This is a genomic window from Streptomyces odontotermitis, assembly GCF_050510915.1.
Taxonomy (GTDB): Bacteria; Actinomycetota; Actinomycetes; order Streptomycetales; family Streptomycetaceae; genus Streptomyces.
This window is the reverse complement of the sequence record NZ_JBNJLS010000001.1, coordinates 684209-702630: the sequence shown is the minus strand read 5'-3', so window position 1 is coordinate 702630 and position 18422 is coordinate 684209. Positions and strand designations below refer to the sequence as shown.

At 73.2% G+C, this 18422-nt stretch carries 18 protein-coding genes and 1 pseudogene; 12 read left to right on the top strand and 7 right to left on the bottom strand.

The features are described from left to right. Positions 1-16: 16 nt before the first annotated feature. Positions 17-742 (bottom strand): ABC transporter permease, encoded by a 726-nt coding sequence (locus ACQB60_RS03270; protein WP_496924255.1) that lies wholly within the window; start codon positions 740-742, stop codon positions 17-19. Next, positions 742-1731: an ABC transporter ATP-binding protein gene (locus tag ACQB60_RS03265; protein ID WP_496924254.1), complete on the bottom strand. Its 990-nt coding sequence runs from the start codon at positions 1729-1731 to the stop codon at positions 742-744. The genes ACQB60_RS03270 and ACQB60_RS03265 overlap by 1 nt, the downstream gene beginning before the upstream one ends. A 272-nt stretch (positions 1732-2003) precedes the next feature. Between ACQB60_RS03265 and chsH3 the strand changes: the two genes are divergently transcribed. The 3 genes from chsH3 to ACQB60_RS03250 all read left to right on the top strand — a co-directional run bounded on the left by chsH3 (position 2004) and on the right by ACQB60_RS03250 (position 5009). Beyond that, complete coding sequence (gene chsH3, locus ACQB60_RS03260; protein WP_496924253.1) at positions 2004-2858, top strand: enoyl-CoA hydratase ChsH3; 855 nt, start codon at positions 2004-2006, stop codon at positions 2856-2858. Positions 2859-2922: 64 nt separating this feature from the next. Further along, positions 2923-3999, top strand: a complete 1077-nt coding sequence (locus tag ACQB60_RS03255; RefSeq protein WP_496924252.1) for a Zn-dependent alcohol dehydrogenase — start codon at positions 2923-2925, stop codon at positions 3997-3999. A gap of 68 nt (positions 4000-4067) precedes the next feature. Then, a complete protein-coding gene (locus ACQB60_RS03250) occupies positions 4068-5009 on the top strand; it encodes a 3-oxoacyl-ACP reductase (protein WP_496924251.1) in 942 nt (313 codons plus the stop codon). Between the two features lie 361 nt (positions 5010-5370). Here the strand turns inward: ACQB60_RS03250 and ACQB60_RS03245 are convergent, their stop codons facing one another. Beyond that, the gene (locus ACQB60_RS03245; protein WP_496924250.1) at positions 5371-6630 is read right to left on the bottom strand and encodes a hypothetical protein; all 1260 of its coding nucleotides are present in this window, start codon (positions 6628-6630) and stop codon (positions 5371-5373) included. A 253-nt stretch (positions 6631-6883) separates the two neighbouring features. Here ACQB60_RS03245 and ACQB60_RS03240 point away from each other — a divergent pair, with 253 nt between their 5' ends. The 4 genes from ACQB60_RS03240 to ACQB60_RS03225 are packed head-to-tail and all read left to right on the top strand — an operon-like array spanning position 6884 to position 10791. Then, on the top strand, positions 6884-7948 hold the full coding sequence (locus ACQB60_RS03240; RefSeq protein ID WP_496924249.1) for an ABC transporter substrate-binding protein: 1065 nt from the start codon (positions 6884-6886) through the stop codon (positions 7946-7948). 45 nt (positions 7949-7993) lie between these two features. Then, on the top strand, positions 7994-8827 hold the full coding sequence (locus ACQB60_RS03235; RefSeq protein ID WP_496924248.1) for a Nif3-like dinuclear metal center hexameric protein: 834 nt from the start codon (positions 7994-7996) through the stop codon (positions 8825-8827). After that, a complete protein-coding gene (locus ACQB60_RS03230; RefSeq protein ID WP_496924764.1) occupies positions 8824-9567 on the top strand; it encodes a zinc ribbon domain-containing protein in 744 nt (247 codons plus the stop codon). The genes ACQB60_RS03235 and ACQB60_RS03230 overlap by 4 nt, the downstream gene beginning before the upstream one ends. Before the next feature lie 12 nt (positions 9568-9579). Next, complete coding sequence (locus ACQB60_RS03225; protein WP_496924247.1) at positions 9580-10791, top strand: bifunctional RNase H/acid phosphatase; 1212 nt, start codon at positions 9580-9582, stop codon at positions 10789-10791. Between the two features lie 37 nt (positions 10792-10828). Here the strand turns inward: ACQB60_RS03225 and eda are convergent, their stop codons facing one another. Beyond that, complete coding sequence (gene eda, locus ACQB60_RS03220; RefSeq protein ID WP_496924246.1) at positions 10829-11464, bottom strand: bifunctional 4-hydroxy-2-oxoglutarate aldolase/2-dehydro-3-deoxy-phosphogluconate aldolase; 636 nt, start codon at positions 11462-11464, stop codon at positions 10829-10831. 78 nt (positions 11465-11542) lie between these two features. After that, the gene (gene yaaA, locus ACQB60_RS03215; protein WP_496924245.1) at positions 11543-12325 is read right to left on the bottom strand and encodes a peroxide stress protein YaaA; all 783 of its coding nucleotides are present in this window, start codon (positions 12323-12325) and stop codon (positions 11543-11545) included. 221 nt (positions 12326-12546) lie between these two features. Between yaaA and ACQB60_RS03210 the strand changes: the two genes are divergently transcribed. Beyond that, positions 12547-13995: an RNB domain-containing ribonuclease gene (locus tag ACQB60_RS03210; RefSeq protein ID WP_496924244.1), complete on the top strand. Its 1449-nt coding sequence runs from the start codon at positions 12547-12549 to the stop codon at positions 13993-13995. On the opposite strand, the gene ACQB60_RS03205 is transcribed toward ACQB60_RS03210, so the two are convergent. Continuing rightward, positions 13946-14587 carry a hypothetical protein gene (locus ACQB60_RS03205; protein ID WP_496924243.1) on the bottom strand — a complete coding sequence of 214 codons (642 nt, stop codon included), beginning with the start codon at positions 14585-14587 and terminating at the stop codon, positions 13946-13948. The two genes, ACQB60_RS03210 and ACQB60_RS03205, sit on opposite strands and share 50 nt — an antisense overlap. Further along, a complete protein-coding gene (locus tag ACQB60_RS03200) occupies positions 14584-15426 on the bottom strand; it encodes a MerR family transcriptional regulator (RefSeq protein ID WP_496924242.1) in 843 nt (280 codons plus the stop codon). Before ACQB60_RS03200 ends, ACQB60_RS03205 begins: the two co-directional genes overlap by 4 nt. Positions 15427-15584: 158 nt before the next feature. Between ACQB60_RS03200 and ACQB60_RS03195 the strand changes: the two genes are divergently transcribed. The 4 genes and pseudogenes from ACQB60_RS03195 to ACQB60_RS03180 all read left to right on the top strand — a co-directional run. After that, a complete protein-coding gene (locus tag ACQB60_RS03195) occupies positions 15585-16004 on the top strand; it encodes a DUF4260 family protein (RefSeq protein WP_496924241.1) in 420 nt (139 codons plus the stop codon). Further along, on the top strand, positions 15967-16518 hold the full coding sequence (locus tag ACQB60_RS03190) for a TetR/AcrR family transcriptional regulator (RefSeq protein ID WP_496924240.1): 552 nt from the start codon (positions 15967-15969) through the stop codon (positions 16516-16518). The genes ACQB60_RS03195 and ACQB60_RS03190 overlap by 38 nt, the downstream gene beginning before the upstream one ends. Positions 16519-16575: 57 nt before the next feature. Beyond that, positions 16576-17421 (top strand): helix-turn-helix transcriptional regulator, encoded by an 846-nt coding sequence (locus ACQB60_RS03185; RefSeq protein ID WP_496924239.1) that lies wholly within the window; start codon positions 16576-16578, stop codon positions 17419-17421. 173 nt (positions 17422-17594) lie between these two features. Then, positions 17595-18422: pseudogene (locus ACQB60_RS03180) on the top strand (DMT family transporter); the annotation flags it as partial.

Sequence of the window (18422 nt, the reverse complement as noted above, 5' to 3'; positions counted from 1 at the left end):
CGCGCCCATCGTGCCGTCACACGGTCCGCGCGGCCCGGCGGTAAGAGATCACAGCGTACGAACCGAAGGCCAGCAGCCATAGGGAGAGCACCGCCACCGTGGCCAGGCCGGGCGCGCCGCCGGCGGCCGCCGACCAGCCGAGCTCGCCGAAGCGGTTGGCGGGGGTGTAGCTGCCGAGGGTGCGCAGCCAGTCGGGGAACTGGCTGGTGGGGAACCAGAGTCCGCCGATCACCGCGAGCCCCAGGTTGCACGCCACGTTCACCACGCCGGTGGTCTGCGCGGTGAGGCGGTAGCCGTTGCCGATGCCGAGCAGCGTGAAGGGGAGGGAGCCGAGCCAGAGCAGCACCACGACGGACGCCCACTGCCAGGCGTCGAGCGCGATGCCGTTGACGAGTACCCCGGAGAGGAGCACCGCGACGATGGTGGGAAGGACCGTGACGGAGCCGGACAGCGCCCGGCCGAGCACCACGTCACGGGGGCGCATCGGGGTGACCCGCAGCTGCCGCAGCCAGCCGTTCGACTTGTCCTCGGCGACACCGGTCCCGGTGGCCAGGGCCGCGCCGAGCGCCCCGTACGCCGCCATGCCGACCATCGAGACGGTCTTCCACTCGCCGCTGTTGCCGTCGTCGCCGCCGATGTTGGTGAAGAGGAGGTACATCAGGACGGGCATCCCGATGCCGAAGAGGACGAAGGTGATGTCCCGCAGGGTCCTGCGCACTTCCAGCTTGATGTACTCGAACATCACACGGTCTCCAGATCGGCGCCGGACGGGTCGGAAAGGGATGAAGCAGAGGCAGCGGAGGCAGCAGACGGAGCAGAGGCAGCGGCGGGGCTCGTCAGGGCGAGGAACGCGTCCTGGAGGGAGGCCGGGGCGACCTCGAGGCCGCGGACGGCGCCGAGACCGGCCAGCGCGACGACGGTGGCGTCCGAGTCCTCGGTGCGCAGCCGCGCCCGGTCCCCGCGCACCTCCAGGGCGACCACGCCCGGGAGGTGGGCGAGACCTTCGGTGCCGCGGCCCGCGAGGTCGAAGGAGACGAGGCTGCCGCCCCCGGCCCTGCGCAGCTCCTCGCCGCTGCCGTCGGCGACGATCCGGCCCTGGTCGATGACCACGATCCGGTCGGCGTGGGCGTCCGCCTCCTCCAGGTAGTGCGTGGAGAACAGGACGGTGTGGCCGCGCCGGGCGTAGGCCCGCATCGAGGTCCAGAACGCCTGCCGCGCCTCGACGTCGAGGGCGGCGGTGGGCTCGTCGAGCACGATGAGCGCGGGGTCACCGGCGAGGGCGACGGCGAAGCGCACCCGCTGGATCTGGCCGCCGGACAGCTTGTCGACGCGGCGCCCGGCGAGTTCGCCGATGCCCGCGAGCCGCAGCGCCTCGTCGACGGGCATGGGCCGCGGGTAGCGCCCGGCGACGAAGGAGACGAGTTCGCGGACGGTGACGCGGCGGGCGGGCCGGCCCTCCTGGAGCATCGCCCCGACGAGCCCGGCGCCGACGACCTGCTCGGGGGTGCGCCCGAAGAGCCGCACGCTGCCCCGGTCCGGCTCGTCGAGACCGAGGAGGAGGGAGAGGGTGGTGGACTTGCCCGCGCCGTTGCGGCCGAGCAGCGCGACGGTCTGGCCGCGCGGTATCTCCAGGTCGACGCCGTCCACGGCGCGCACGGGCCCGAAGTGCTTCACGGCCCCCGCGAAGGCGACGGCCGCCCCGGTCGCCCCGCTCTCTGCTGTCTTCGTCATGGCTATGACGCTACGAAGCGGAGGTGTCCGCGCGGCAGATGCGGATATCCGGACTCGGCCAGGACAAATGTCACCGCTCGGGCCGCGGGGACCGGATCTGACGTAACGTCAGGAGTCTTCCCAACTCCTCTGTGCTGGGCTATACATGGGGACACCCGGCCCTAGAACGCGTTCTAGAACGGACGGTTCGGCCGGTCGCAAGCGACCTCGGTGCGGCCGACGGTGCGGACGGTCGCGCCGAGGTCTTCGTTCAGCCAAGGAGCAGATGCCGAATGCCCATCGATGCCGCCAAGGCCGTCGCCGCCGAGCCCCGGTCCGCAGAGATCAGCTGGGATCACAAGGACATCCAGCTCTACCACCTGGGCCTCGGCGCGGGCGTGCCCGCGACCGACCCCGACGAGCTGCGCTACACCCTCGAGTCCAAGCTGCACGTCCTGCCCAGCTTCGCCACCGTCGCGGGCGCCGGGATGGGCGTCGTCGGCGGGCTCTCCGCACCCGGCGTCGAGATCAACCTGGCCTCCGTCCTGCACGGCGGCCAGACCATCGAGCTGCACCGGCCGATCCCCGTCAAGGGGAAGGCCACCACCACCTCCCGGGTCGCGGCGGTCTACGACAAGGGCAAGGCGGCGATCCTCGTCCTGCGCACCGAAGTGGCGGACGCCGAGGGCCCGTTGTGGACGAGCGACGCCCAGATCTTCGTGCGCGGCGAGGGCGGCTTCGGCGGCGACCGCGGCCCCTCCACCCGCCTGGAGGCCCCGACGGGCGCCCCCGACAAGACGGTCGAGCGGCCCATCCGCGAGGACCAGGCGCTGCTCTACCGGCTCTCCGGGGACTGGAACCCGCTGCACGCCGACCCCGAGTTCGCCAAGCTCGCGGGCTTCGACCGGCCGATCCTGCACGGCCTGTGCAGCTACGGGATGACGCTCAAGGCCGTCGTGGACACCGTGCTCGGCGGCGACGTCTCGCGCGTGACCTCCTACAGCACGCGCTTCGCCGGGATCGTCTTCCCCGGCGAGACCCTGCGCATCGCCCTATGGGAGTCGCCGGGCCGCGTCCAGGTCAGCGTCACGGCCGTCGAGCGGGACGACGCACCGGTCCTCGCCGACACCCTCGTCCTGCACAACTAGCCGGCCCAGTAAGGACAATCAGGCACGACCCGGTCAGGACCTTGCCGAAAGGAGCCGCACCGTCATGCGCGCAGCCGTACTGCATGAGATAGGCCAGGACAAGCTCGAAGTCCTCGACGACGTGGAGGCGGTGGGCTTCGGCCCCGGCAAGGTCAGGATCCGCGTCCGGGCCACCGGACTGTGCCACTCCGACGTCTCCGCGATGAACGGGGTGCTCCCGCAGCCCGCCCCCTTCATCCCCGGCCACGAGGGCGCAGGGGAGATCATCGACGTGGGCGACGGCGTCACCCACGTCAAGCAGGGCGACCGGGTCCTGGTCTGCTGGCTGCCCGCGTGCGGACAGTGCCCGGCCTGCAAGCGCGGCCAGACCCAGCTGTGCCTGGCCGGGTTCATGAACGCGGGCACGCCCAACTTCAAGCGCTCCGGCGGGGATCTCTTCGGCTTCGCCGGTACGGGCACGTTCACGGAAGAGGTCGTGGTCGACGCGGGCTGCGCCGTGCCGATCCCCGAGGACGTGCCCTTCGACATCGCGGCGCTGATCGGCTGCGGTGTCACGACGGGCCTCGGCGCGGCCATCAACACCGCGGACGTCAAAGCGGGTTCGTCGGTCGCCGTCATCGGCTGCGGCGGCGTCGGCATCTCGGCGATCCAGGGAGCCCGGCTCAAGGGCGCCGCACAGATCGTCGCCGTCGACCCGGTCGAGTCGCGGCGCGAGGCGGCCCTCCGGTTCGGCGCTTCGGAGGCGGTGGCCCCCGACGCCCTGGACGACGCCAAGCAGCGGATCACCGGCGGCGAGGGCTTCGACTACGTCTTCGAGGTCGTCGGCAAGTCCGCCACGGCCCGCACCGCGTACGAGAAGACGCGGCGCGGCGGCACGCTGTGCGTCGTCGGCGCGGGCGCGCTCGACGACTTCTTCCAGGTCAACATGTTCGAGCTGTTCTTCGACGAGAAGAAGATCCTGCCGTCCATGTACGGCGGGGGAGACGTGCTCGAGTCGTACGAGCGGGCCATCGCGCTGTGGCGTGCGGGCCGCATCGACCTGGAGGGCCTCATCACGCACCGGGTGCCGCTCGCGGAGATCAACGAGGCCCTCGACCAGATGCGGACGGGCGTGGCGCTGCGCACGTGCATCGAGATCTGAACCACTCGTACCTGTCTCATACCTGCCTCGTACCTGCCTCGTACCTGTAGAGCGTTGAAGGGACTTTGATGTCACTGCCACTTGACGGCCTGTCCGCGATCGTCACCGGCGCGGGCCGCGGACTCGGCCGTGTCGAGGCCCTCGAACTCGCCCGGCTCGGCGCGCGCGTCGTCGTCAACGACTTCGGCCAGCCGGGCCGGGACGGCTCGGGCGAGGCGTCGGCGGGCCCCGCCGAGGAGGTCGCCGCCGAGATCCGGGCGGCGGGCGGCCAGGCCGTCGCCCACACCGGGGACGTCGCGGACCACGAACAGGCCCGCGGACTCGTCCAGTTGGCGATCGACACGTACGGAAAACTCGACATCCTCGTCAACAACGCGGGCATCCTGCGGGACAGGATGATCTTCTCGATGAGTGAGTCCGAGTGGGACTCGGTCATCCACGTCCACCTCAAGGGCCACTTCAACACGGTGCACTTCGCGTCCGTGCACTGGCGCGAGCGCTCCAAGGCGGCGGGCGCCCCGGTGTACGGCCGGATCGTCAACACCTCCTCGGAGGCGTTCCTGGCGGGCTCGGCGGGCCAGCCGAACTACGCGGCGGCCAAGGGCGGCATCGTCGGCCTCACCACCTCGACGGCGCTGGCCCTCGCCAAGTACGGCGTGACGTCCAACGCGATCTGCCCACGGGCGCGTACGCGGATGACGGAGGACGTGTTCGCGGGGTTCGCGGAGCCGGGCGACGGCCAGCTCGACCCGCTGGCTCCCGAGCATGTCGCCCCGCTCGTCGGCTACTTGGCCTCACCGGCGGCCGCGGGCGTGAACGGGCAGCTGCTCGTGGTGCACGGCGGGATGGTGGCGGTGGTCGAACGCCCCAAGGTGAGCGCGAAGTTCGACTCCGCGAAGGAGACGTTCACGTTCGAGGAACTGGACGAGGTGCTCACCCCGCACTACGCGGGCCGCCCCGCGAAGGAGACGTTCGCGGCGGCGGAGGTGCTGGGCCTGAAGAGGGGCTGACCAGCGCCGAACGGGCTGAGTGATGTCAGCCCGTCCGGCGTTTGAGGACGAGCCCCCAAGGCGATATCGGGTGCCCCAGGGCCGCGGAGCGGCGGTTTCGGGAAGGGGCGGGATCGGGGAAAGAAAAAAAGCCGACCTCAGCCGTTCTGACGGCGATGCCGCCCCCGAGGAGTCCCCTCCCCGTCATGAGAGGCGGACGCCCCCCGGTGCCGACCGGAACCCGCGGCGACGGCCGCCCGCGGGTCCTGCCGCTCACCGTCCCTGCCGCCGTCCCTGTCCCTCTCGGTCCCCGTCTCTGTACTGGTGTCCGTCATCACACAACTCACCCCGTAACAAGATCCTTCGGTACAGCCGGGCGAGTCTAACCGCCCGTCCCCCGACCGGCGAGCGGCGCCTGCCCCAAGGGCACCGGCCGCGGCGCGGTGGGCGTCGGTGGTATGGCGCGCACCCGGACCGCCGACTCCACGGGCGCGGGCGCGGGTGCCGGTACCCGCACCACTCCGCACGGCACCGCCTCCGTGGCATACGGAAGGTGCAGCACCCCGTCCCCCGACCAGAATCCGCACCCCGTCAACCAGCCGTCCGGTGCCCCGAGTTGATGGACCGTCCGGTCGGCGGGCCGCCAGAAGCCGAGCCACGCCGCCCCGCCGGGGCCCCCTCCCGGCCCCTCGCTCATCCGCAGCGCGAACGCCACCCCGCAGCTCTCCGGCATCAGTACCTGCCCCGGCTGGATCGCGAACGGCGTCACCGTCAGGTCCGGCAGCAGCAGCGAGTCGGGGAAGCGGACGGGCAGGGAGCTGCCCAGCACGCCCCAGCCGAGCCGGGGTCGGCCCGGCGCGTCGGAGCGGATGAGGAGCAGTCCGCTGTCCGCGTCGGCGAGCAGCAGCCGGTCGTCGCTCTCCTCCGAGATCTGGAGCAGCGGGGAGACCTCGCCGCCGCGCTCCAGGTCGACGGCGACCGTCTTCGTGCGGCCGTCCAACTCCCGGTCCAGGGCGAGCAGTCGGCCCGCGCGGTCCAGCCACACCCCGCCGGAGCAGCGCCCGGGAACCTCGGCGACATGCTCGGGCCCGAAGGCGCCGCCCGCCACGAGCCAGACGGCGGACGACCGTTCGCCCGCCGCGACGGCGTACGCGTGGGTGCCGCCGGGTGCGGGCGGCAGCAGCCGCAGCGGCTCGCCGTCCGGGCACTCCACGGCGCCGAGCGGCACCTCACCGGTCGCCGAACCGGTCGCCGAGCCGGTCGCCGAGCCGGTCCCCGACCCGGTCCCCGACCCTCCGGGGCCGGGCGCCCGGCCCGTCGGGTACAGCAGCGTGAACGTGTGCCGTCCGTCCGTGCGCCGGTGGATGAGCACCCGTCCGTCGCCCATGGCCTGCACCTCCGTGCCGGGCTCCTCGGGCTGGCCGCCGGGGAGCGCGACCGCGTAGGGCTCGGACGAGTCCAGGGTCCAGCGTTCCGGGAACCAGGCGTCGCCCGTGCCGTGCGCGCGGGTGAGCCGGGCGGCGTACGACCCGTCGGCGGTGAGGGTGAGGCCCGGTACCGGGGGCGTGGGGGAAGCCGGGGATGCCGTGGGCGGTGCGGGGGAAACCGGGGTCACCTTGATCGTCGTCGTCGGCGCTGTCATCTGTGGGAGCCACCTCCGGCGTCGAAGCTAGTTTTCGTACGCACTCACGTGGCACCGCCCGCCATCGGCTTCACGCATAAGGGTGGCGATGCGCGGGTTCGCCTGAGCAACGAGGGGTGGTTGTGCTGAGCGGGGGCGAGGCGCTTAAAGTAAGGCGAACCTAAGTGAGCGGGCCGTCCGCGTCCCTCGTGACTTCGCGACTCCTCGCGATCCCTCACGACCTCGCGCGCCCGCCGTACCCCCTGGAGCACCGATGTCCCCGTCGTCCATACGCAGCCGCCGCCACCGCGGCACCGCCGCCGTCGCCCTCGCCGTGACCGCGGCCCTGTCGCTCGCGGCCTGCGGCGCGGCGGACTCCGACGGCTCCGGGAAGTCCGGCGACGGCAGCGGCAGCAAGGCCGTGGCGCAGGGCGGCGAGGACTTCGCCAAGGCCGCCGACCAGACCGCGAAGATGGGCACCAAGGCCGAGCCGGGCCGGTTCCCGCGCACCATCGAGCACGCCCGCGGCAAGACCGAGCTCAAGGCCGCGCCGAAGCGCGTCGTGGTCCTCGACGTCGGCGAGCTCGACAACGCGGTCTCGCTCGGCGTGCGGCCCGTCGGCTACGCCCCGACCGAGGGCGACGACGGCGTCCCCGGCTACCTGAAGAAGGCCGCAGGGGACCCGAAGAACGTCGGCACGATCAACTCCCTCAACCTGGAGGCGATCGCGAACCTCAAGCCCGACCTGATCCTCGGCAGCGAGCTGCGCGCCGCCAAGCTCTACCCGCAGCTCTCCAAGATCGCCCCGACGGTCTTCTCCATCCGCCCCGGCTTCACGTGGAAGGAGAACTACCTCCTGAACGCGGCCGCCCTCGACAAGACCGCCGAGGCGAAGCAGAACCTGGCGGCGTACGAGAAGAAGGCGAAGCGGCTCGGCGAGGACGTGGCGAAGCAGGACGGCGGCAAGAAGCCGACCGTCACCATGCTGCGCTACATGCCGGACCGCACCCGCCTCTACGCCAAGGCGTCCTTCATCGGCACGATCCTCGACGACGCGGGCCTGCCCCGCCCGAAGAACCAGCAGGTCAACGACCTCGCCACGGAGATCAGCCCGGAGAAGATCGACGAGGCCGACGCCGACTGGATCTTCACCGGCGTCTACGGCGACGCCCAGAAGACCGGCCGCTCCGAGGCGGAGAAGAACCCGCTGTGGAAGAAGCTCGGCGCGGTCAAGGACGGCCAGGCCGAGAACGTCCCGGACGAGACCTGGTACCTGGGCCTCGGCGTCACGGCGGCCGACTCCGTCCTGGACGACCTCCGGGGATTCCTGGTCAAGTAGGCAGCGCCGACCGGTGGGGCGCGGGGGGAAGGTAGCCTTTTCTGCGTGCCCCGTCTGTCTGAAGTCATCGCCGAGCTCGACGCCCTGTGGCCCCCCGAGCGGGCCGAGCAGTGGGACGCCGTCGGCACGGTCTGCGGGGACCCGGACGCCGAGGTCTCCCGGGTCCTGTTCGCCGTCGACCCGGTCCAGGAGATCGCCGACGAGGCGGTCCGCCTGGGTGCCGACCTGATCGTCACGCACCACCCGCTCTATCTGCGCGGCACGACGACCGTGGCGGCCTCGACCTTCAAGGGCCGGGTCGTCCACGACCTGATCAAGCACGACATCGCGCTGCATGTCGCGCACACCAACGCCGACACCGCCGACCCCGGAGTCTCCGACGCCCTCGCGGGCGCGCTCGACCTGCGGGTCACCGGACCCCTCGTACCCGAGAACGGCCTCGGCCGGATCTGCGAGCTCGACCACCCCCAGACCCTGCGGGAGTTCGCCGAGCGCGCCGCGAAGCGGCTGCCCGCCACCGCGCAGGGCATCCGGGTCGCCGGGGACCCGGACGCGATCGTGCACCGCGTCGCGGTGAGCGGCGGCTCCGGCGACAGCCTCTTCGACGCGGTGCGTGCCGCGGGCGTCGACGCGTTCCTCACCGCCGACCTGCGCCACCACCCGGTGTCCGAGGCGACCCAGCACTCACCGCTCGGCCTCATCGACGCCGCCCACTGGGCGACCGAGTGGCCCTGGTGCGAGCTGGCCGCCGCCCAGCTCGACGAGATTTCCGACCGCCACGGCTGGGACCTCCGCGTCCACGTCTCGAAAACGGTCACCGACCCCTGGACCGCCCACGCGGCGTCCTCGACCTACACATCCTCTGGAGCCCCCAACTGAACGCCGCGCCCGCCGACCAGATCCGACTCCTCGACGTCCAGGCCCTCGACGTACGCCTGACGCAGCTCGCGCACAAGAAGAAGTCGCTGCCCGAGCACGCCGAGATCGAGTCGCTCACCAAGGACCTCACGCAGCTGCGCGACCTGCTCGTCGCCGCGCAGACCGAGGAGGGCGACTGCGCCCGCGAGCAGACCAAGGCCGAGCAGGACGTGGACCAGGTGCGCAAGCGCGCCTCGCGCGACCAGCAGCGCCTGGACTCGGGTGCCGTCACGTCCCCCAAGGACCTGGAGAACCTGCAGAAGGAGATCGCCTCCCTCGCCAAGCGCCAGGGCGACCTGGAGGACGTGGTCCTCGAGGTCATGGAGCGCCGCGAGTCGGCGCAGGAGCGGGTCGCCGAGCTGACGGAGCGCGTCTCCTCGGTCCAGTCGAAGATCGACGACGCGACGGGCCGCAGGGACACCGCCGCCGAGGAGCTCGACGGGGAGACGGCCACGGTCGGCAAGGAGCGCGAGGTCGTGGCGGGCGCGATCCCGGCCGACCTGCTGAAGCTCTACGACAAGCTGCGCGAGCAGCACGGCGGCGTCGGCGCGGCCAAGCTCTTCCAGCGCCGCTGCGAGGGCTGCCGCCTGGAGCTCAACATCACCGAGGTCAACGAGGTGAAGGCGGCCTCCCCGGACACGGTCCTGCGCTGCGAGAACTGCCGCCGCATCCTGGTGCGCACGTCCGAGTCGGGCCTGTAAGGACCCCCGCGCATGGGCGAGTTCATCGTCGAGGCCGACGGCGGCTCCCGGGGCAACCCGGGGCCCGCGGGCTACGGCTCGGTCGTGATCGACGCGGCCTCCGGGGAGACCCTGGTGGAGGCCGCGGAGTACATCGGCGTCGCGACGAACAACGTCGCCGAGTACCGCGGCCTGGTGGCCGGTCTCCGGGCGGCCCACGCGCTCGACCCGGACGCCACGGTGCACGTCCGGATGGACTCGAAGCTGGTCGTCGAGCAGATGTCGGGCCGCTGGCAGATCAAGCACCCCGACATGAAGCCCCTGGCGGCGGAGGCGGCCCGCGTCTTCCCGCCGGACCACGTCACGTACGAGTGGATCCCGCGCAAGCAGAACAAGCACGCGGACCGGCTCGCGAACGAGGCGATGGACGCGGGGAAGCGGGGCGAACAGTGGTCCCCCTCGGCTTCGACGGCTGAGCTCGACGCCGACGCCCGCGCCGCCACGAACGTCGGGACGGGGGCAGGGACAGGTACCGGCACAGGGACCGGCACCGGTTCCGGTACCGGGACAGGTGCCGGGACCGGAACCGCCCCGTCCGTCGGCTGGGCCGCGCCCGACCTCGGCGCCCCCGCCACCCTCGTGCTCCTGCGCCACGGCGAGACGGCGCTCACGCCCGAGAAGCGGTTCTCGGGCAGCGGCGGCAGCGACCCCGCCCTGTCGGACGTCGGCCGCGGGCAGGCCGAGCGGGTCGCGGCCGCGCTCGCCGCGCGCGGGACGGTGCAGGCCGTCGTGACCTCGCCGCTGCGCCGCTGCCGGGAGACCGCGCAGGCCGTCGCCGCCCGGCTCGGACTCGACGTACGGGTCGAAGAGGGCCTGCGCGAAACGGACTTCGGGGCGTGGGAGGGGCTGACCTTCGGCGAGGTCAGGGAGCGGTACCCGGACGACCTGAACGCCTGGCTCGGCTCGGCGAAGACCGCGCCCACGGGCGGCGGCGAGAGCTTCGCGGCGGTGTCCCGCCGGGTGGCCGCGGCGCGCGAACGGCTCGTCGCGGAGTACGCGGGGCGCACGGCCCTGCTCGTCACGCACGTCACGCCGATCAAGACGCTGGTCCGGCTCGCGCTCGGGGCGCCGCCGGAGTCCCTGTTCCGGATGGAGCTCTCGGCGGCTTCGCTGTCGGTGGTGGCGTACTACGGGGACGGGAACGCGAGCGTGCGGCTGCTGAACGAGACGGCGCACCTGCGCTGAGCCGAGGGGTACGGGGGTGCTCCAGGCCGGACGCGGCCTAGCGCCCCAAGTCCGCTGCCTCGCGGGCCAGTTCCGCCACGCGGGCCCAGTCCTTCGCCGCCACCGCGTCCTTCGGGAGCATCCAGCTGCCGCCCACACAGCCCACGTTGGGCAGCGCCAGGTACGACGGGGCGGACGCGAGGTTCACGCCGCCCGTCGGGCAGAAGCGGGCCTGGGGGAGGGGAGCGCCGAGGGACTTCAGATAGGGGACGCCGCCCGCGGCCTCCGCCGGGAAGAACTTCATCTCGCTCACCCCGCGCTCCAGCAGCGCCACGACCTCCGACGTCGTGGAGACCCCCGGCAGGAAGGGGACCCCGGACCCCTTCATCGCGTCCAGGAGCGTGTCCGTCCAGCCGGGGCTGACCAGGAAGCGGGCCCCGGCGGCGACCGAGTCGGCGACGTTCCGGGGGCTGATGACGGTGCCCGCGCCCACCACGGCGTCCGGCACCTCGTCCGCGATCGCCCGGATCGCGGCGAGCGCGGCCGGCGTCCGCAGCGTCACCTCGATCGCGGGCAGCCCGCCCGCGACCAGCGCCCGCGCCAGCGGCACGGCGTCGGCGACGTCCTCCACGACGACGACGGGCACGACGGGGGCGAGGTCAAGCACGGAGGGCGCAGGCGCGGAGGAAGTCATGCCGTCATCCTGCCCCGGCGTTCACAACATGCGCAAAGGGCGTTGCGCAGCACGCAACGCCCTTCTGGGGGGGAGGATTCAGTGGATCTCGTCCACCAGGACGTCCAGGCTCCACGCCCGGCCCGCCTTCGCGGGCGTCTCGACCTCCACCTCGTAACCCAAGTCCCGCAGCGCGTCGACGAGTTCGGCGGGGTCGCGCGGCACGGCGCCCGCGCTCAGGAGCGAGCGGACGATCCGCCCCTTGGTCGCCTTGTTGAAGTGGCTGACCACCTTGCGGGTCGGCGCGTGCAGCACCCGCACCGTCGCCGTCCGCCCGGCCACCTCGCCCTTCGGCTTCCACGCGGCCGCGTACGCCGAGGAGCGCAGGTCCAGCACCAGCCCGTCGCCCGCCGCCTCGGGCATGACCGCGGCCATCGGCGTCCGCCAGTACGCGCCGAGCGCCCCGAGCCCCGGCAGCTTCACCCCCATCGAGCAGCGGTACGAGGGGATGCGGTCGGCCACGCCGACGGCGCCCCACAGGCCGGAGAACACGAGCAGCGAGCGGGCGGCACGCCGCTTCGCGGCGGCGTCGAGGGAGGCCAGGTCGAGGGCGTCGTAGAGCACGCCCGTGTAGATCTCCCCGGCGGGCCGCGCGCCCGCCGTGCGCAGCTCCGCGTTCTTCGCGACCTCGCCGCGCAGCCCCTCGCTGAGCCCGAGCACCTCGCGCGCCTTGTCCTCGTCGGCGGCGCACAGCTCCACCAGCTCGTCCAGGACCGCCGCCCGCGCCTCGGCGAGCCCCGGCAGCGAGAGCGACTCCGCCTTGAGCGGGGCGCCGCGGCCGGAGGCGGCCTTGCCTTCGGAGGGCGGCAGCAGCGTGAGCACGTGGTTCTCCTTCTACGGGGGGTGGGTGGGCGTGCGGGCCCCGCGCCACCTTACGCGGGGCCGCCCTCGCGGGGGCTTCGCCCCCGGCCCCCCTATCGGCCCGAACGGCATCGTCCTCAAACTCCCCCAAGCTCTTGAGGAGCACGGGACCCCCCTTGCCGGGCTGTCGCGGACCGGCCATCGAGGTGCCGCCCGCCTCACCCCGCCCTACGCTCGATCTCATGCCCCGCCGCCAGCTCCACGTCACCGCCGCAGCCGAGACCGCCCCCCTCCGCGACGCCCTGCGTGAGCTGCGGACGAGCCTCGACGTGCCCGACGGCTTCCCCGCGGACGTGCTCGCCGAGGCGGAGGCCGCGGCCAAGGCGCCCCGGCTGCCCGGCTACGACGCCACGGACCTGCCGCTGTTCACCATCGACCCGCCCACCTCGGTCGACCTGGACCAGGCGATGCACCTGGCGCGGCGCGCGGACGGCGGCTACCGCGTGCACTACGCCATCGCCGACGTGGCGGCCTTCGTGACGCCCGGCGGTGCGCTCGACGCCGAGGCGCACCGGCGCGTGCTCACCCTCTACTTCCCGGACGGCAAGGTCCCCCTGCACCCGACCCTCCTGTCCGAGGGCGCCGCGAGCCTGCTGCCCGACCAGGTCGCGCCCGCCGTCCTGTGGCGCATCGACCTGGACGCCGACGGGCGCCGCGTCGCCACCGACGTGCGCCGGGCCCTCGTGCGCAGCCGGGCCAAGCTCGACTACGCGGGCGTGCAGCGGCAGATCGACGAGGGCACGGCGCCCGAAGCCCTCGCGCTCCTCAAGGACATCGGGGAGCTGCGTGAACGTCTCGAAGTGGAGCGGGGCGGCATCTCCCTCAACGTTCCCGAACAGGAGATCGTGGCGGGCGGCGACGGCGCGTACAGCCTCGAATACCGCGCCCCGCTGCCCGCCGACGGCTGGAACGCGCAGATCTCCCTGCTCACCGGCATGGCCGCCGCCGACCTCATGACCGCGGCCGGCACCGGCATCCTGCGCACCCTGCCCGTCGCGCCCGGCGGGGCGGTCGCCCGGCTGCGCCGCTGCGCGAAGGCCCTCGGCGTCGACTGGCCGCACCACGTCCCGTACGCGCAGGTGGTGCGCTCCCTCGACCCGGCCGACACCCGGCACGCCGCCTTCCTCCAGGAGTGCACGACGCTGCTGCGCGGCGCGGGCTACACCGTCTTCACCGACGGGAAGATCCCCGAGCAGACCGTGCACGCCGCCGTCGCCGACGAGTACACGCACTGCACCGCGCCGCTGCGCCGCCTCGTCGACCGGTACGCGAGCGAGCTGTGCGTCGCGGCCGTCGCGGGGGAGGAGCCGCCGGAGTGGGTGCGCGCCGCGCTCGACGCGCTCCCCAAGGAGATGGCGGACGGCTCGCGCCGGGCGGGCACCGTGGAGCGCGAATCCATCGACATCGTGGAGGCGGCGCTGCTCAAGGACCGGGTCGGCGAGATCTTCGACGCGACGGTCATCGAGGTGAAGGAGCACGAACCGGCCGTCGGCACCGTGCACGTCCAGGACCCGGCGGTGGTCGCCCGCATCTCCGGCGGCACCTCGAAGCTCCCGCTCGGCGAGCGCCTGCGGGTCCGGCTCACGCAGGCTGATCCGCTGACGGCGAAGGTCCAGTTCGCGCCCGCCTGAGCGCGGCCACGAGCCCGGCCGGGTCGTCGGCGTGCAGCCGCACGGTGCGGGCGGTGGCGCGGCGCCCCAACGGCCGTACGAATTCCAGGGGTCGGTCGAGTTCGACGGTGACCGTCGTCTGGCCGCCCACCGCCACGTCGAGGACCCCGTCGGCGCTCAGCTGCACCTGTCCGCCCTCCGGATAACGGCGCTCCACGCGCGCGTCCCGCACGCCCCCGGCCGGTATCCGCACGTCGAGGAACTGCCCGTACCGCACCCTCAACGACCCGTCGGCGCCCGCCACATGAGGCCGCGTCACACACGCGGCGTGCAGCGCGACGATCTGCACCACGGTGTAGGCGTCGAGGAACAGCAGGATCGCGTGCACGAGGGGCCAGGGGACGAGCACGGCCAGGACCACCGTCTCGACGACCGCGGCGAAGGCGAGCCCGAAGAGCATGGCGGTCTGCGGCCCGGTGTACGGGGCGGCGAGCGCACCGTCACCCGCCGTCCGCACCCCGTGCCGCCGCCGCGCCACCCAGAGCCCGAGGCTGTGCAGCCCGCGCAGCTCATGGCCGGCGAGCCGCACCACCACCCGCACGGCCCGCCTCATGACTGCTCCCGTTCCTGCTCCCGTTCCTGCTCCCGTTCCTGCTCCCGTTCCTGCTCCCGCTCCCGCTCCCGCAGCCGGGCCGCGAGGGCGTCCAGCATGATCCGTACGGCGGCGGCCTGCGCGGGCGCGAAGTCGGCGAGGAACGCCTCCCCGAACCCGTTCTCCAGCCCCTCCCGCACGCCCTCCTCCTGGCCGATGACCCCGAGCAGCCCGTCCGGCACGCTCGCGGCGAGCTCGGCCCCGAGCGCCGCGACCCGCGGATCACGGGCATCGGCGTCGGCCAGCCCGTCGAGCCGCCGGTACAACTCCCCGAACCGCTCGGTGAGTTCAGGCTCTTGGGCGAGCGGGGTGAGCGCCGCGTAGAGCCGGTCGCGCTGCTCCGGGTCGGCGGCGGTGTCGAGCAGCGTCAGGTGCTCGCGGTCCTTGGTGGCGGCGGGGGAGTCGGTGGGCCCGAAGGCGCCGAGCAGCCCCGCGAGCCCCGGCGACACGGGCCCGTCGGCGGGCAGCCGCCCTTCCCGCGCCTCCTCCAGGAGCACGCGCAGCCGCTCCCGCCGCTCCTGGATCGCCCGTTCCTGCCGGGCCAGGTCCTCGTCCAACTCGCCCAGGACCTCGGCGAGTTCGCGCCCTGCGTCGTCCGCGAGCACGTCCCGCACCTCGTCGAGGCCGAGCCCGAGCTCGGTGAGCCGCCGGATCCGCGCGAGCGCGAGGGCGTCGCGCACCCCGTAGTCCCGGTACCCGTTGGGGCGCCGCTCGGGCTCGGGCAGGAGCCCGAGGTGGTGATAGTGCCTGATGGCCCGCGTGGTCACACCGACAACCCGGGCGATCTCTCCGATCCGCATGGCTTCAGTAGAAACGTTGACGCTGCGGCAAGGTCAAGCGCCGTGCCGCCGGGGGCAGCAGGTCCCGTGGGGCGCGCACCCCTTGACGGCTAACTAAGTTAGCCATACTGTTCTGGCTAACTTAGTTAGCCCGCCCGCCTCGCTCGAAGGAGACAGCCATGAGCGGAACAGTCGCCGTCACTCCCCGCAGGACCGCCCCCCTCACCGTGATCCGCCGGTCCGCGTGGCTCGCCAACGCGCTCTTCTGGTCCGCGTTCGCCGTCCTGGAAGGCGTGAACCACGGCTGGCTCGCGGGCGGCCTCGCCTTCTTCTTCTTCATCGCACCCGACCTGACGTTCCTGGTCGCGCTGCGCGACGCGCCCCACATGGAGCACGGCCGGCTCGCCCCCAAGGCGGTGCCCTTCTACAACACGGCCCACCGCGCCCTGATCCCCTTGGCCCTGATCGTCGCGTACACCTACGCGCCCTTCACCTGGGCCCCCGCGTTCGCGGCCCTGTGCGGCTGGCTGGCCCACATCTCGTACGATCGCGCCTTCGGCTATGGACTGCGTACGAAGGAAGGCTTCCAGCGTGGCTGACCGGCTCACCCCCCGTGCCCGGGAGATCGTCGAGGCCGCCAGGGCCGTGCTCGAGGAGTCCGGCGCCGGCGCCCTGACGATGCGCTCCCTGGCCGACCGCCTCGGCATCAAGGCGCCCTCGCTCTACAAGCACTTCCCCGACAAGTCGGCCGTCGAGGTCGAGCTGATCGCGCTGATGCTCAGCGAGTTCGCGGTGGCCTGCGAGGCGGCCGAGACCGCGTCGCCGGGCTCCCTCGCGGCGCTCACCACGGCCTACCGCGACTACGCCCTCGCCCACCCCCACCTCTACCGCCTGGCCACCGAGCGCCCCCTGCCGCGCCACGACCTGCCACCGGGCCTGGAGGACCGCGCCGCCGCGCCCCTGCTGAGGGTGTGCGACGGCGACGGTGATCTGGCCCGCGCCGCCTGGGCGTTCGCGCACGGCATGGTCATCCTGGAGATCAACGGACGCTTTCCGGAGGGCGCGGACCTCACGGCGGCATGGAAGAAGGGCACGGAGGCGTTGCACTCCTGAGGAGGGCCGGCAAGGGCCGGCGCAGCGGAGTCCAGTGCATACGCGAAGGGGGCGCAAGTGACCGGGACGGGGGAGCGCGGACGTGAGCAGGCCCTGTGGACCCGTGCGCCGCTCGGCCCGTGCCAGTCGCTCGACCTGCTGACCGCCCGCTTCGACCGGCACCGCTACGCGCCGCACTTCCACGAGGAGTTCACCGTCGGCGTCTGCGTCGGCGGCTCCGAGATCATCGACTACCGGGGCGGCAGGCTGCACCTCGGACCCGGCTCCATCGTGGTGCTCGCCCCCGGCGAGGTGCACACGGGAGGCCCGGGTCCCGGCGGGGGCTACGCGTACCGCGCCCTGTACCCCGGCAGCTCCCTCCTCACCGAGGGCACCGCCCTCCTCCCGCACTTCCGCGACCCCGTGATCGACGACCCGGAGCTGGCCGCCGCGATCCGCCTGGCCCACCGCGAACTCAGCGCGGACGGCGCCGCTCCGGACGCCCTGGAGGCGGAGTCACGCCTGCCCTGGCTGCTCACGGCCCTCGCCCGCCGCCACGGCACCGCCCGCCCCCTGCGCGAGACGGTCCCCGGCGCCGCCCGCATCGCCCTGGAGGTCCGCGACCGCCTGGCCGACGAACTCCTCGCCCCGCCCACCCTCGCCGAACTCGCCGCGCCCCTCGGCCTCTCCCGCTACCAGCTCCTGCGCGCCTTCCGCGACACGGTGGGCCTGCCCCCGTACGCCTGGCTGGCCCAGCACCGGGTGACGCGCGCCCGCGCGCTCCTGGAGGCCGGACACCGGCCGGCCGAGGCGGCGGCACTCGTGGGCTTCGCGGACCAGGCGCACTTGACGCGCTGGTTCCGCCGGGTGGTGGGGGTCACCCCGGCCGCGTACCGCACGAGCGTGCGCGCGTCGCGCCGCTGACCTCTGACGGCGAGCAGCCCACCGCCCCCGGCCCGTAGCCCATCACCCGCCGTCGGTTGTGCGGTCGTCGCCGTTCGCCGTCTGCCGTCTGCCGTCTGCCGTTCGCCGTGCGGTGTTCGCCGTCCGCAACGACGTTCAAGACGCCCCGGGGCACCCCGCCCCACACTCCCCCCATGACTGCACGCGCCTGGCTCCTCTTCTCCCTCATGGGAGTCCTGTGGGGCATCCCGTACCTGATGATCAAGGTGGCGGTGGACGGACTGTCCCCCTCCATGGTGGTGTTCACGCGCTGCGCGCTCGGCGCGGCCCTCCTGCTCCCCTTCGCCCTGCGACAGGGCGGACTGGCCCGTGTGGTGCGCGCGCACTGGCGCCCCATGCTGGCCTTCGCGTGCATCGAGATCCTGGGCCCCTGGTGGACCCTGACCGACGCCGAGCGCCACCTCTCCAGCTCCACGGCGGGCCTCCTGATCGCCGCCGTCCCGATCATCGGCGCCGTCCTCGCCCGCTTCTTCGGCGACACCGAACGGCTCGGCGCCCGCCGTCTCGCGGGGCTCGCCCTCGGCCTGTCCGGCGTCGCCGTCCTCACCGCCCCGCACCTGACCGGCGGCGACGCCCGCTCCCTCACCGAGGTCCTGCTCACGGCGCTCGGCTACGCCATCGCCCCGCTGATCGCCGCCCGCCACCTCAAGAACGTCCCCACCCTCCAGCTCATCGCCCCCTGCCTCCTCCTCGCCGCCCTGGTCTACGCCCCGGCGGCCGCCGCCACCTGGCCCACCACTCTCCCCACTCCAACCGTCCTGCTCTCCCTCGCGGGCCTCGGAGTCCTGTGCACGGCCCTGGCCTTCGTGGTCTTCCTCGAACTGATCCGCGAGGCGGGCCCGACGCGGGCCGTCGTCTTCACGTACGTCAACCCGGCGGTGGCGGTCGCGGCGGGGGCGGCGTTCCTCGGCGAACCCCTCACCGCCACGGTCCTGGTGTCCTTCGCCCTGATCCTGGCGGGC